Origin of the sequence: Alloprevotella sp. OH1205_COT-284, from assembly GCF_003859795.1 — a bacterium.
Taxonomy (GTDB): Bacteria; Bacteroidota; Bacteroidia; order Bacteroidales; family Bacteroidaceae; genus Alloprevotella.
This window is the reverse complement of the sequence record NZ_RQYI01000041.1, coordinates 1-13552: the sequence shown is the minus strand read 5'-3', so window position 1 is coordinate 13552 and position 13552 is coordinate 1. Positions and strand designations below refer to the sequence as shown.

At 47.1% G+C, this 13552-nt stretch carries 12 protein-coding genes and 1 pseudogene; 5 read left to right on the top strand and 8 right to left on the bottom strand.

Annotated elements, in window-relative coordinates; all coding sequences use genetic code 11:
• From EII14_RS09350 to EII14_RS08615, 3 genes and pseudogenes are all read left to right on the top strand, one after another.
• Positions 1-2266 (top strand): annotated as a pseudogene (locus tag EII14_RS09350) (hypothetical protein); the annotation flags it as partial.
• 140 nt (positions 2267-2406) lie between these two features.
• Positions 2407-2970, top strand: coding sequence for a hypothetical protein (locus EII14_RS08620; RefSeq protein WP_124932129.1), 564 nt, complete (start codon positions 2407-2409; stop codon positions 2968-2970).
• A 360-nt stretch (positions 2971-3330) separates the two neighbouring features.
• Complete coding sequence (locus tag EII14_RS08615) at positions 3331-3918, top strand: hypothetical protein (RefSeq protein WP_124932128.1); 588 nt, start codon at positions 3331-3333, stop codon at positions 3916-3918.
• Between the two features lie 329 nt (positions 3919-4247).
• Here EII14_RS08615 and EII14_RS08610 read toward each other — a convergent pair whose 3' ends face one another.
• From EII14_RS08610 to EII14_RS08580, 7 genes are all read right to left on the bottom strand, one after another.
• A complete protein-coding gene (locus EII14_RS08610; RefSeq protein ID WP_124932127.1) occupies positions 4248-4826 on the bottom strand; it encodes an OmpW family outer membrane protein in 579 nt (192 codons plus the stop codon).
• A gap of 110 nt (positions 4827-4936) precedes the next feature.
• A complete protein-coding gene (locus tag EII14_RS08605) occupies positions 4937-5371 on the bottom strand; it encodes a DUF1810 family protein (RefSeq protein WP_124932126.1) in 435 nt (144 codons plus the stop codon).
• A gap of 129 nt (positions 5372-5500) precedes the next feature.
• Positions 5501-5806: a 30S ribosomal protein S10 gene (gene rpsJ / locus EII14_RS08600; RefSeq protein WP_124932125.1), complete on the bottom strand. Its 306-nt coding sequence runs from the start codon at positions 5804-5806 to the stop codon at positions 5501-5503.
• Positions 5807-5901: 95 nt separating this feature from the next.
• Positions 5902-8022 carry an elongation factor G gene (fusA, locus tag EII14_RS08595; RefSeq protein WP_124932124.1) on the bottom strand — a complete coding sequence of 707 codons (2121 nt, stop codon included), beginning with the start codon at positions 8020-8022 and terminating at the stop codon, positions 5902-5904.
• Between the two features lie 29 nt (positions 8023-8051).
• Positions 8052-8528 (bottom strand): 30S ribosomal protein S7, encoded by a 477-nt coding sequence (gene rpsG, locus EII14_RS08590; protein ID WP_124932123.1) that lies wholly within the window; start codon positions 8526-8528, stop codon positions 8052-8054.
• Between the two features lie 204 nt (positions 8529-8732).
• Positions 8733-9116 (bottom strand): 30S ribosomal protein S12, encoded by a 384-nt coding sequence (gene rpsL / locus EII14_RS08585; RefSeq protein ID WP_124932122.1) that lies wholly within the window; start codon positions 9114-9116, stop codon positions 8733-8735.
• A gap of 347 nt (positions 9117-9463) precedes the next feature.
• Positions 9464-9802, bottom strand: a complete 339-nt coding sequence (locus tag EII14_RS08580) for a DUF3467 domain-containing protein (RefSeq protein ID WP_124932121.1) — start codon at positions 9800-9802, stop codon at positions 9464-9466.
• 244 nt (positions 9803-10046) lie between these two features.
• Between EII14_RS08580 and EII14_RS08575 the strand changes: the two genes are divergently transcribed.
• The gene (locus tag EII14_RS08575; RefSeq protein WP_124932120.1) at positions 10047-11618 is read left to right on the top strand and encodes an OmpA family protein; all 1572 of its coding nucleotides are present in this window, start codon (positions 10047-10049) and stop codon (positions 11616-11618) included.
• Between the two features lie 522 nt (positions 11619-12140).
• Here EII14_RS08575 and EII14_RS08570 read toward each other — a convergent pair.
• The gene (locus EII14_RS08570) at positions 12141-12935 is read right to left on the bottom strand and encodes an NERD domain-containing protein (protein WP_124932119.1); all 795 of its coding nucleotides are present in this window, start codon (positions 12933-12935) and stop codon (positions 12141-12143) included.
• A 344-nt stretch (positions 12936-13279) separates the two neighbouring features.
• On the opposite strand from EII14_RS08570, the gene EII14_RS08565 reads away from it, so the two are divergent.
• Positions 13280-13552: transposase (locus EII14_RS08565; RefSeq protein WP_148090631.1), on the top strand; the 273-nt coding region annotated here is incomplete at its 3' end.

Sequence of the window (13552 nt, the reverse complement as noted above, 5' to 3'; positions counted from 1 at the left end):
CACTCAGGCACACTATTGGATCGAACTGTTTGAAGCCAAAGACGGTTTGGGAAGCCAACGAGGAAGTAAACACATCAGTGCCGAAGAAACCAAAAACGCAGCTACCCACACATTCTCTTGCGACGGATTGGCCAAAGGCACTTATTATGTGCGGTTGTATATGCAACAAAAGTTTGGAGGATATAAACTCTATTACCAATTCAAACCCAATCCTTTCTTGGTGGGTAATAAAGTACACAACAGTTATGCCACTCGCGCCAAATTAAATTATGGCGAGGCTTACAGTAGTGCGATGGGCTACACTTATCATGGAGTTACTACCACCACCGAAGAGTGGTACACCCTCGACACGGAGAACGTACAGACCCTCTCCCTGCAAATCAACCGTAACAAGGAAATCTTCCTACGGGCAACACTCTATCGTGTAGACGGAATGAATGAGGACGGAACTCCGGCATTGCGCAACGTTCTTTCCAACAACTTGGAGGGATTTACCACCGCGCTGACCTACAACATTCCGGAAGCCGACCGAAATAAAGAATACGTGTTGCAAGTGGGTTATCGCAGAGGCATCGGAGAATACACCGTGACCCACGGCGACCGCCGCATCCCGAAGGCTTCGCCCATCCGCATTTCCTACAACGGACGAAGCTCTTTGCGCAAGGGAGTCCCCGGCCGATATGCCGTAACGATAAGCAATGAATCGGCCAAAGCGACAGAACCATTCATGCTCGTTGTGGCACACAGCAAAGACGTGAGCCTCGTGGGCTTCAACCTCCCCTATATGGGCGGAGTGGAACGCCTCTCAATCAACGACGTGATACACGAAGGCGACTCCTGCGCTTCCTTTATCGTTCCCGAACTCGCCCCTTGGGAGAAATACACGTTCGAAGTGGTGGCCGAGGGAACGGGCGACATCTCTTACTGCCCGGGCATGAAGGATCTCCAACCTAAATTCGCCATCACAGGTACGACCATGTTGGCCGTGGGTGCGATCACCTTCATCGGCGATGTGGTTGCAGACATGGTGGAAGACGGAGTGACGGAATTCATCACCGACAAGGTGAACGAAAAATTCGCCTTCAATTCCGCAGAAGCGAAAGCCTATGCCAAAGTGATGGGCATCCACGTGAATCAACTCAAAGAGGAGCGCCAGCAAGAGGGCAAGGTGATGTACGCCACCAAAGCCGTGGTAAAGACAGCCGCCACGAAGTTTATCGAAGCCTTCCCCGGCGGAAAACTCATCACCACGGCCGGTGCGATCGCCGAAACAACGGCCGCAGTGGCCACCACCCTGCGACATCGCCTCTGGTTCTGGATTTACAAAGAGATCGGCCTGATTGACGAAAGCGAACTTCGCGTGGTCGATGGCAAACCGATTGCTACGGCCATCGTGGCCTCGTGGGATCCCAACGAAATGGTAGGCCCACAGGGATATGGCGACGAGCACTACATCGGCGCGACACGTAGCATCGACTACCGCATCTTGTTTGAGAACAAAGCCGAAGCCGGCGCACCGGCCTACCGCGTGCGCATCTTCGACGAACTCGACGCAAATGTATTCGATGTGGAAAGCGTACAATTTGGCTCCACCAGCCACGACGATCCGCAATATCAATGGAAGATGACGCGCGAAGGCAACCGCCTCGCATGGGACATTGAGGGCATCGAGCTCCCGCCCAACGTCAAAGCCCCCGAGGGCGAAGGCTTCGTTTCCTTCTCCGTTCACCTCAAACCCAATCTGCCCACCGGCACGGTATTGGCCAACAAAGCGACCATCATCTTCGACAAGAACAAACCGATCGAAACCAACCTCTACAAAAACACCCTCGACCTCCAAGCACCGAGTGTGGGACGGCTCACTCCCGACTATGTGAAAGGAGATTCGATCATCGGACTCAACTTCGCCGCAAACGACGAGCTTTCCGGTGTGGGCGGTTATCTGCTCTATGTTTCCAAAGATGGCGGTGAATACAAATTCTTCGCACAATGTCAAGGCCAAAAGGTGTTCTTCCCCATCGACAAGGACAAGAACGAAACCTACAAGTTCTACGCCTTGGCCTTTGACAACGTGGGCAACACCAACGAGGAAATCAATCCCAGCAACCTCGTGCAAACCGTCACGGGTATTCAAAGATTACACGGCGACGACAGCGAAGTCATTGCCATCTATGGCTCCGACGGACGACGCACAACGACATTGCGCCCCGGAGTGAACATTCTTAAAATGAAGAATGGCATCACGAAAAAGGTGATTGTCCGGTAAAACTATCCAAAGGGACAAATCGCAGAAAACAATTATCAAACCAACTCGTAATTCTACCTTTACGCATCAACCGCACACTGCGATTTGTCCCTATATTTTTATTACTCTATTCTTTAATCATACCCTAAAAACAAATCGTCATGAAACGCATTTTTTGGTATCTCCTCGGAACCTTGTTCGTACTCAGCCCTGTGGCTTGCAGCAGCGACGATGACGCAGAAAAGAAAGTAGAAACGTTGGACACACTGCCGGCCAACACGATGCTCTACAAAAACCAAAAGCTCAATCTCATTTCGGAGGGCACAGTCCATCCCCACAGCATCCTATTCAAGGGCAGGACGAAAAACGATGGAGACAACTCCTACGAAATCATGATTCCGACCTCTCAGATCGGAAAAGTCATCAAACTGAACGACGTCGCAAATCTCAAAGAGTTCATCCTCACGTTTTCCTCCGTAACGCAAGGGAAACATTACGGTATACGTCTCTATAAAGGAGAAAATTCATTGCATGCATTCGTCATAGACAATGATAGAGAAGAACAATTAAACGATCTCACTGTCTTAAAGAGCGGTCATTTCGAGATCTTAGACACATCACAAGAATTCATCATCAAACTCGAATTCACCCTCCGCAACGGCGAAGTCGTTCGCATTCACGCTCGCGTGCTCAAATCGGATATCCGAAAAGAAGGATTCTCATAGACTCCAAGAGAAAACACATCTTAGCGTGATTAAGATGAAAGCCGAAGATACTTCCAAGATAAGGAGTGATATATGATAGCCATGTATTCACCTTTATCTTGGGAGTATCTTCGGCTTGTTCCTCAAAGCCTGCGGCGTTCAGAAGCACAAACCGAAGCCCAAAGACAGACGTCCGACACAAGGCAAATATGAGCACACCATCGAAATTATGACCAAGCTACAATTGAATAATCCGAAAAAAGTATTTACTTTGCAGATCAAATGCACTTCTTGCAAAAATCAGTTATCAACTACAAACACAAATCATAAATGTCATATCTTCGAAAATTAAAAATTGGGATCTTGCTCATATTTGCGGGCATGGCAATAACATCTGTAATTTCGTGTAGTAATCACGATGATACAGAAGAACCCATTTTACATCAGAACTATGTTCAAGGGAAACTCAACAATCATGATATTGCCATAAACGACATCAATGCTAATATACTGATTGACAGATCAGATTATCAGTTCAGTTCCGGAAACCAAACGGACATCCCCAAATGGTTTGATTGGGAAGTGAAGCTGATCGAGACAAAAGACTCGGTCATTACGCTGCATTTGCATATCGATAATTTGAAGAGGGACAACGAAGTGATATATTCTCCAAACGATGAAGATCCAATTAAGACCAAAAGCACTTGCTACGCAACAGTCAAGGATTTGAAGAATAATACGACGGCTATCTACCACCCGACACATCCAAACCCTATAAGTGCTCAATGGAAAATGTTTATGCTGAATGTGGACAAAGATGTCAAAAATCCAACAAAATTATATACTTACCAATTGGAGTATAGTGGACGTCGATGGCCAGGAATAGAAGGAGTTTTAGATGGCACGTTAACCCATGATGATTCATCCAAATCTCCCTTGAAAATTAATATAAAGTTTATATTGTACTAAGCATTACTCCTCTCGAAAATAGAGACGAACGATTAAACGATCTCACTGTCTTAAAGAGCGGTCATTTCGAGATCTTAGACACATCACAAGAATTCATCATCAAACTCGAATTTACCCTCCGCAACGGCGAAGTCGTTCGCATTCATGCTCGCGTGCTCAAATCGGATATCCGAAAAGGAGGATTCTCATAGACTCCAAAAGAAAACACATCTTAGCGTGATTAAGATGAAAGCCGAAGATACTTCCAAGATAAGGAGTGATATATGATTGCCATGTATTCACCTTTATCTTGGGAATATCTTCGGCTTGTTCCTCAAAGCCTGCGGCGTTCAGAAGCACAAACCGAAGCCCAAAGACAGACGTCCAAACTCTCCGCCGCCGCAATAGGCAGAAAGAAACAACGAGTAGCGTTGCCAAAAATTGACACCGACCTGCGGCACCACGCCCCATTCGGTGCGCAGCGTGTTGTGCTTCGGCGCAGAGGCGTAGTCCGACAACGAAACTCCGATACCCAATCCCACATACGGATCGACCGCTTCGTCGAACTCGATATGATAGTTCAACGACGGCACCCAAATCAGCGAATATTTCAAACGCTTCTCCCAATCACTCCCCGTGCTCATCGGCATTCTTTCCGAAACGTGGTACAACGCAACCAAAAAACGATTCGACAAACTCCAAGGGGAATACGCCCGATGATCATTGAGAGAATGATTGAAAAGGGAATTGGGACGATAATTGACACGGAAGCCCAACGAGGGGAAAATGTCATTGACGGCAGTGGAAAAACCCACACTACCCTCTCCCTCCAATGCGCCCGTCCAACGCTTGGACGGCACAGATTGAGCTTGAACGAAGACGACGGAAAAACTAAAAAACAGGACAAGCCAAAAGGAAAAACGCAACATAAAGAAAGATTCAAACAAAAAGTGGTGAAAACTCAGACGAAAAACAAGGCAAGCCGGGGGAAAACCATCACGCTGCTTGCCCAAAATCCCTCCTTCGCCCTCTGAGATTTCTATTCCGACCTTCCCAAAAGGTGCAAAGTGCCTCTATCCCCTTTGCCGTCATAATACTTGACCAACACCTGACGAAAAAGAGAATCGGGGTGTATCACATCGAAGAGGGTCATCGAAGAATGTACTTTCTTCGCATCAATGCCTCCCGGCACTTCTTCGGCACTCTTCCCCTCCAACGCAAGAAAGGCTTCCGTAATGGTTTTCAAACGTTGCGAGAGAATTTCGTCCTCCCAATAGGCCGCGGCTTCTTCTGCCCCCGCAAGTCCGAAATACTCGGAGTTATAGCTTTTGCCCAAGCCTTTAAGCTGCGGAAAAACATACCATATCCAATGACTTTCTTTCCGACCCGCCATGATTTCTCCGAGAGCGCGTTCGAATTGTCTGAATTGATTTTGAGCGTGACGGAAACGCTGCAAGTCATAAGTGTTACTCATGTGACAGAAGATGAGAGATAAATCTCGATCGATGTCAAGCGGCCACAACGGCCGACAAGTCCGAAAAAAAAATCTCCTCTTCCGTATTCTTTTGAGAATATGAAAGAGGAGATCAACAACGAGGGCAGACTACACCTTGATTTCCACTTCAACGCCACAAGGGAGTTCGAGCTTCATCAGTGCATCGATGGTCTTGGGATTGGAGCTGTAAATGTCGATCAGACGCTTATAGGTGGAAACCTCAAACTGCTCGCGGCTCTTCTTATTGACGAAGGTAGAGCGGTTTACGGTGATGATACGCTTGCGAGTGGGAAGGGGAATGGGTCCGCTCACAATGGCACCGGTAGCCTTAACGTTTTTCACGATCTTCTCGGCAGACTTTTCTACGAGAGTGTGGTCGTAGCTTTTCAGCTTGATACGAATTTTTTGACTCATGATGTTTTTGTATTTCTCCGTTTGAGGGCGATGGGATAAGAGTCGTTCGCTATCCCATTCCCTTCAAAACGGCAATGATAAATTAGATTTGCGAATTATTTGATCAAATCCACACGGCCTTTGATTTCTTCGAGCACAGCCTTGGCGATGCCGCTGGAAACGGGAGCATGGTGATCGTATTGCATGGAAGAGGTGGCACGTCCGGAAGTGATGGTGCGGAGGGCAGTCACATAACCGAACATTTCGGCGAGAGGCACAGTAGCCTTCACGATGCGGGCACCGGAGCGACTGCTTTCCATTCCTTCCACTTGTCCGCGACGCTTGTTGAGGTCGCCGATCACGTCACCCATGTTTTCTTCGGGCGTGATGACGTCGAGCTTCATCATGGGCTCCATCAACACAGGGCCGGCTTGGGCACAAGCGTTTTTGTAAGCCTGAATGGCTGCGATCTCAAACGAGAGCTGGTCGGAGTCTACGGGGTGGAACGAACCGTCGAGCAATTCCACTTTGAGGCTGTCAAGGGGGAAGTTGCCGAGTACACCGCTCTTCATCGCATTTTCAAAGCCCTTTTGCACCGAGGGAATGAACTCTTTGGGAATGTTACCACCGGTAACTTTATTGACAAATTGAAGTCCGCCTTCCTTGAAGTCTTCGTCCACGGGGCCTACATTGACAATGATGTCGGCAAACTTACCGCGACCACCGGACTGCTTCTTATACACCTCGCGGAGGTTTACGGTCTTGGTGATGGCTTCCTTGTAGTTCACCTGAGGCTTACCTTGGTTACATTCCACCTTGAACTCACGACGCAAGCGGTCGATGATGATGTCGAGGTGAAGCTCACCCATACCGGAGATGACGGTCTGTCCGCTCTGCTCGTCGGTTTTGACGGTGAACGTGGGATCTTCTTCGGCAAGTTTGGAAAGTCCGTTGGAAAGTTTGTCGAGATCCTTTTGCGTTTTGGGCTCAACGGCGATACCGATAACGGGATCGGGGAAGTCCATGGATTCGAGCACGATGGGTGCGCTTTCCTCGGCGAGTGTGTCACCGGTGCGAATATCCTTGAAACCGACACCTGCGCCAATATCACCGGCACCGATCAGTTCAACGGGGTTCTGCTTGTTGGAGTGCATTTGGAAGAGGCGGGAAACGCGCTCTTTCTTGCCCGAACGCACGTTGTAAACGTAAGAGCCGGCTTCCACCTTACCGGAGTAAACGCGGAAGAAGGTGAGGCGTCCAACGTAGGGGTCGGTGGCAATCTTAAAGGCAAGTGCCGAGGTTTTCTCATCCTCGGTAGGCTTACGCACTTCGGTTTCGCCGGTGTCGGGGTTGGTACCTTCGATGGCGGGAGTGTCGAGGGGAGAGGGGAGGAACATGCAGACGTAGTCGAGCAACGTTTGCACACCCTTGTTTTTGAAAGAAGAACCGCAGGTCATGGGCACGATGTCGAGTGCGAGCGTACCCTTACGGATGGCAGCGATGATTTCTTCTTCGGTGAGCGAGTTGGGGTCTTCAAAGAATTTCTCCATCAAAGTTTCGTCCTGCTCGGCCGCGAGTTCAATCATTTTGCCGCGCCACTCTTCGGCTTCGGCTTGCAGTTCGGCGGGAATTTCTTCCACGTCGTATTGTGCTCCCATGGCTTCATCGTGCCAAAGGATGGCCTTCATCTTGATGAGGTCAACAATACCCTTGAACTTCTCTTCCGCACCGATGGGAATGGCCACGGGGCAGGGAGTGGCACCGAGAACGTCTTTCATCTGACGCACCACTTCAAAGAAGTTGGCACCGGAACGGTCCATTTTGTTCACATAGGCCATGCGGGGCACGTTGTACTTATCGGCCTGACGCCATACGGTTTCAGACTGAGGTTCCACGCCACCCACAGCGCAATAAGCGGCCACGGCACCGTCGAGCACGCGGAGCGAGCGTTCCACCTCTGCGGTGAAGTCTACGTGACCCGGAGTGTCAATGAGGTTGAACTTATATTGCGTATCGTTATACTTCCAGAATGCAGTGGTAGCAGCAGAGGTAATCGTGATACCGCGCTCCTGCTCTTGTTCCATCCAGTCCATGGTAGCACCGCCTTCGTGTACTTCACCGATTTTGTGGGTTTTACCGGTGTAGAAAAGGATACGTTCGGAAGTTGTGGTCTTACCCGCATCGATATGCGCCATGATACCGAAGTTGCGAGTCAAATGGAGATCTTGCTTTGCCATTGTTGTGTTCTATCTCTTGAAGTTGGGGATTAGAAACGGAAGTGTGCAAATGCGCGGTTGGCTTCTGCCATGCGGTGCATGTCTTCCTTGCGCTTGTAAGCACCGCCTTGTTCGTTGTAAGCGTCCATGATCTCGGCAGCAAGCTTGTCGGCCATGGTCTTACCTCCGCGTTTGCGAGCATATCCGATCATGTTTTTCATCGAAACAGACTCTTTGCGGTCGGGACGGATTTCCGTGGGAACTTGGAAAGTAGCACCACCGATACGACGGCTCTTTACCTCCACTTGGGGAGTGATCTTGTCGAGGGCAATTTTCCAAATTTCGAGAGCGCTCTTTTCTTCGCTCTGCATTTTCTCGCCGACGAGTTCCAAAGCACGGTAGAAGATTTCGTAAGACACGTTCTTCTTACCGTCATACATCAAGTGATTAACAAACTTGGAAACCTTTTGGTCGCCATAAACGGGATCCGGAAGGATCAAACGCTTCTTGGGTTTTGCTTTACGCATGGTTATAAAGGGGTTTGGTTTTGGTAGGGCTGCATCATGTCTTCAGCTCTTTTTCAGCTTACTCAACCTTGTGCAAACCAATCTTTTTATGTTTTAATAGAAAATTGAGGACTTCTTTTTTCCGAAGGAACCTGCCTCGACGGGCAAGTCTTCATTTCATTTTGTTCGAAATTACTCTTCGGCGTCCGTCACTCTCGACGACTTTTATTTTTTAGCCGCCTTGGGGCGTTTTGCACCGTATTTGGAACGACGTTGTGTGCGGTTGGCCACGCCGGCGGTGTCAAGTGTACCGCGCACGATGTGGTAGCGCACACCGGGAAGGTCTTTCACACGACCGCCGCGAACGAGCACGATGCTGTGTTCTTGAAGGTTGTGTCCTTCTCCGGGAATGTAGGAGTTCACTTCCTTGGAGTTGGTAAGACGCACACGAGCCACTTTACGCATGGCCGAGTTAGGTTTTTTAGGGGTGGTGGTGTACACACGCACGCACACGCCACGACGCTGAGGGCAGTTGTCAAGTGCAGGCGACTTCGACTTTTCGGTAGCCACCGTACGACCCTTGCGAACAAGCTGTTGGATAGTAGGCATTTTGTTGTTTTTTAATTGTTTATATATTGTATTATTGTAAGCAAAAAGAGGAAAGAAAGGGACATAATTCACCTTTCAGGGTGCAAAGGTAGCGATTTATTTTCTCGCGACCAACAGTTTACGACGATTTATTACCATAATTTATGACACGGTAAAACCGCGAAAAACATTACCGGGTATTTTCAACAACATCGCCACACGGCGAAAGTACACCTGCGTTTCATCAACAACAAATGAAGAAGCCGCCATCTTGTTTCGAAAGTTTTTTTTCGAGGCATAAGATTTTCGACAAAAGAAAAAAGTCATTCTTTCGAGAATGACTTTTTGTGCGTTTCAGAAAGATGAAATTATGCATCTCCCTCGCCCAATCCGAAAGGTGTGGCCGTTCGGCCGATGCCTTCGCTCTTGGAAACAGGCACACCTCCGAGATCAATCGTGCCGAATTGCTGCTCGAATTTCATCACGTTGTCTTGCAAAGCAAAAAGCAGACGTTTGGCACTCTCTGGCGTGAGAATCATGCGATTGCTCACGCGAGCCTTGGGCAGTCCGGGAAGTGCGGCAATGAAGTCGACGACAAATTCCTGATGGCTATGATTGATGATGGCCAAATTGGCATAAGTTCCGCCGGCCACTTCGGGAGTCAGTTCGATTTGGAGTTGCTGAGGATTGTTTTGTTCTTTTTCCATGAGAATTTAGGGTGATGAATATGAGTTAATTATACCTGTTTTACGAATAAATTCAAAACTCTCGAAATGGCTTTTATCCCATTTATAGAGTATCAAGATAGAGCAAATGTAGCGTTTATTCGCGATTTGGCAAAAGGTATATGGTCAAAAGTCGTGATAAATTTGGTATTTAGTGAGATAGAGTGTAATTTTGCATATTGAAACCAAGCATTTGGTTTGATCATCGTTTAAGAAATGTCGGGATATGAATAAAATACTAACTCTGATCTTCATCTTCTTTCTGGGACAGAATGTCGTCGGACAAAGAATCATGGCTGTGCCGACCTTTTGGGAAAATTGGTCGATCAGTGTGATGGGGGGCATGTATCATTCTTTGAAATACTCTCCCAACACCAATGTCGTCACCCCCATTGCCGGCATAGGCTTGGGGCGACAACTCACTCCCGTCTTGGGGATTGAAGTCGAAGCCGATTTTTTGACAAAAAACCGCAACTTGTCCATGACGCGACACCCCCGAACTCATCTTCATCTTGTCTGCAGCTACAATCTGATGAATCTTTTTCGTGACTACAAGGGGCGCCCGCGCACCTTCGAAATAGATGCTCGTTTCGGAGTGGGATGGGGACATACCTCAGTGAATTCGCGCACAAAACCGGATCAAGACTATTTGGTTTCCAAATTCGGAATGGGTTTCAATCTACATTTGGGAAAATCAAGGGCATGGAAGTTGGCTTTTCGCCCCATGTTCTCTTATGATCTGCGTTCTGATGAAGAAAAAATGCACGTGGCCTACAACGCCAATCGTGGTGAATTGCAGTTAAATGTGGGATTGGTTTATCATTTCAAAAATAGGGATGGCGAGCACTACATCTCTTATGTGCAACCCGCCCCCTCGATCCCCACGCTCGAACGGCCGTCCGAAAAGGAAAAAAAGCAAGCCCCCGAAAAAATAGAACGGCAAATAGTTCAATTAGAACAAAGAGCTGACCATCAATATATTACCAAACAACAAAAGCAAGAAGCTCAGCAACGCCTCCGCGAACAACAAGAACAAGAAGCTCAGCAACGTTTCCGCGAACAACAAGAGCAGGAAGCTCAACAACGTCTCCGCGAACAACAAGAGCAGGAAGCCCAACAACGTCTCCGCGAACAGCAGGAACAAGAAGCCCAGCAACGCCTCCGCGAACAGCAGGAACAAGAAGCCCAGCAACGCCTCCGCGAACAGCAGGAGCAGGAAGTGCAACGTCTCCGCGAACAACAGGAGCAGGAAATACAGCGTCTCCGCGAACAGCAGGAGCAGGAAGCGCAACGCCTTCGTGAACAACAAGAGCAGGAAGAACTCCAACGTCTTCGCGAACAGCAAGAAAAACAAACCCAATCCGAATGGCAGAATATGACAAATCCTTCTTGGAATACTTCGCAAAATATCGAAGACAGCCTTTCGCTCATTGTAGATTTTCCACGTCCCACCGTTGTTCAATCTTCCGATAAAATAAGGAAACGCCAAGAGATTGTCGTACTGTTTCAAGAAAACAGAGCCATCGTAGAGGAAGGCTACTCGGTTGTGCTTGAACGCATGGCAGCCCTCTTAAACAACAATCCCAACATGCGTGTAAGATTGCATGGAGTTTATACTTCTGTTTATAAAGCCCAAAGTGAGCGTCGTATAGCCATCCAGCGCGCCAAGGTATTGAAAAGCCTTTTGGTGGCATACGGTATCGATGCACAGAGAATTGACCGAAATGACGTCATCTTTCAACCGAAAGGCGCACAAACCCAATGGGGACGTGGCGTGATTTGCATCATTGAGGAGTAATGTTATACAGCCTGCTCGTAACTTTTTATAACCTTATAAGAAGCTTATGCATAGGCTCCACGGATCTTCCGCTGACTCGTTTTGTCCCGATTGTTTTTTTTGAGAGAGCGACGGTCTGACCTTGCGCAGGGAAACTGCTGATTATAAAAACTAATGTCTTTGCACCGTGTATGTACTAACAACATAGACACGGGTATAAACTAATGACTTTGCACGGAGAAAGACTAATTGCAGCCCCTTAATGATCAATGATTTTGCTGAATTGAATTACTAAAATTCGGCGAATTAATGTTCATTAAGGGGCTGCTACCTAATAGTTATATTGTATAGTTCTCACAATATGAGACCTCAGCAAAATCCCCTTATAAAATTGTCCAATCCGTTCTTTTTCTCGGATTGGACAATTTTATAAGGGGATTTTGCTGAGGTCTCCACCGATGAAGCGGAACATCAGGAAGAGATACAGAGGATTAGGGATAATCATTGCAGAAGATTAGGCAGATGATACGACTCTACTCAGTCTTACTGAGTAGTAAACTTGCATCGAGGATAATTGGAACAACCGTAGAAACTTCCGTATTTCCCATTTCGCCGTACAAGCATACCTCCACACTGTGGGCATATACCCGATGAAATTTTTGAATCTGTTCTGTACTTTGCTTCTTTTACGTTGCGAACATGGGTCTTGTTATCAACTACCTCACGTATGTTCTTTGAAGAAAGACGTTCCACAACTACTTTTATATCAGTATCGGTAATGTACGATGTTTGATATGCTTGAATTGTGGAAAGAAGAGCAGTGTCATAAATTACATGGCCTGCAGACGAAACTCTACTAATATCGGCATTCCCAGTGAAAACGACAATGGGGATAACTTTTAGGTAAGGCCATTCTTTCAGATTCTCCTTAATCCTATACATGTGTCCTACTACCTGTTTTACTGGATTATAGAACTGGTTCTTGGTTACGTAGGTGTATGTCTTCCAAGGCTTCTTGGGGTAAGTTACTTTAGTCACGATTATCTGTTTCCACTCCTGGATATTATCATTGCCATATATCTCACCTCGATAGTTCTTTGTCTCTATGGCAAAGACTCCATATTTAGACACTACAATGTGATCTATTTGTGTCGTGCCATTCATTGTCTTTAGCATGACATCATCCATCACATGGTATTCGTCTGGTAGTTGCATGAGAATATCATGAATTCTCATTTCACCTCGCTTTCCCTTTTGTCGAGGGGAGTTATACCACCAACCGAATATGGTTCTGGCGATGATAGCGACAATGAAAAGTATGAATAGAATAAACTCCATGAATCATACAATATAAACGCCCAGAAACTCACAGCTCCCAATGAGTTTAGGATCTTCTGTGTATTTCCAATTGACAGGATTATAGACTTCTTCCACAACACCATTAACGATAGCAAGAACGTGAGTAGCCTTTCACGCTCGGTTTATATCAACCTTCTAATACCTACGGGTCATCTCATAAAGATTCTCCCTTTTTACTTTCCCTACTTTTACACACATGATGCAGTCTTCGGGACTTGGTACAAGTGCTTTCTGATTCATATTATTCCCTGTCATAATGAGCCTCGGCAAAACTATTTTCTTTGTTTATTTTGTCAATTCTTTCTTTTTTGTATCTTTACCCCATGAAGATCTCCCCCTGCTCCCAACTTAGTTTTGCCAACCAAATCGTTTCCGATCGCAAAGTAAAAGATGTATTCTTTTCTCAAATCAATCAACTCATCGATTGGAAACCTCTTGCCCGATTGATCAAGCAAGTCTATACGAAAGGAAGTTCCTCAACGGGACGTCCCTCTTATGAGGGTATCCTTCTCTTCAAGATAGAACTCCTGCGCACTTGGTATGGTTTGAGCGATCCGGAAGTGGAGGAACAAATCAAAGACCGCCTTTCTTTCATG

What these genes read in the sequence shown, in the direction of transcription:
- fusA (WP_124932124.1), bottom strand. Translation starts at nt 8,022, where the DNA reads ATGGCAAAGCAAGATCTCCATTTGACTCGCAACTTCGGTATCATGGCG.
- EII14_RS08620 (WP_124932129.1), top strand. Translation starts at nt 2,407, where the DNA reads ATGAAACGCATTTTTTGGTATCTCCTCGGAACCTTGTTCGTACTCAGC.
- rpsG (WP_124932123.1), bottom strand. Translation starts at nt 8,528, where the DNA reads ATGCGTAAAGCAAAACCCAAGAAGCGTTTGATCCTTCCGGATCCCGTT.
- rpsL (WP_124932122.1), bottom strand. Translation starts at nt 9,116, where the DNA reads ATGCCTACTATCCAACAGCTTGTTCGCAAGGGTCGTACGGTGGCTACC.
- EII14_RS08570 (WP_124932119.1), bottom strand. Translation starts at nt 12,935, where the DNA reads ATGGAGTTTATTCTATTCATACTTTTCATTGTCGCTATCATCGCCAGA.
- EII14_RS08580 (WP_124932121.1), bottom strand. Translation starts at nt 9,802, where the DNA reads ATGGAAAAAGAACAAAACAATCCTCAGCAACTCCAAATCGAACTGACT.
- EII14_RS08575 (WP_124932120.1), top strand. Translation starts at nt 10,047, where the DNA reads ATGAATAAAATACTAACTCTGATCTTCATCTTCTTTCTGGGACAGAAT.
- EII14_RS08605 (WP_124932126.1), bottom strand. Translation starts at nt 5,371, where the DNA reads ATGAGTAACACTTATGACTTGCAGCGTTTCCGTCACGCTCAAAATCAA.
- EII14_RS08615 (WP_124932128.1), top strand. Translation starts at nt 3,331, where the DNA reads ATGGCAATAACATCTGTAATTTCGTGTAGTAATCACGATGATACAGAA.
- rpsJ (WP_124932125.1), bottom strand. Translation starts at nt 5,806, where the DNA reads ATGAGTCAAAAAATTCGTATCAAGCTGAAAAGCTACGACCACACTCTC.
- EII14_RS08610 (WP_124932127.1), bottom strand. Translation starts at nt 4,826, where the DNA reads ATGTTGCGTTTTTCCTTTTGGCTTGTCCTGTTTTTTAGTTTTTCCGTC.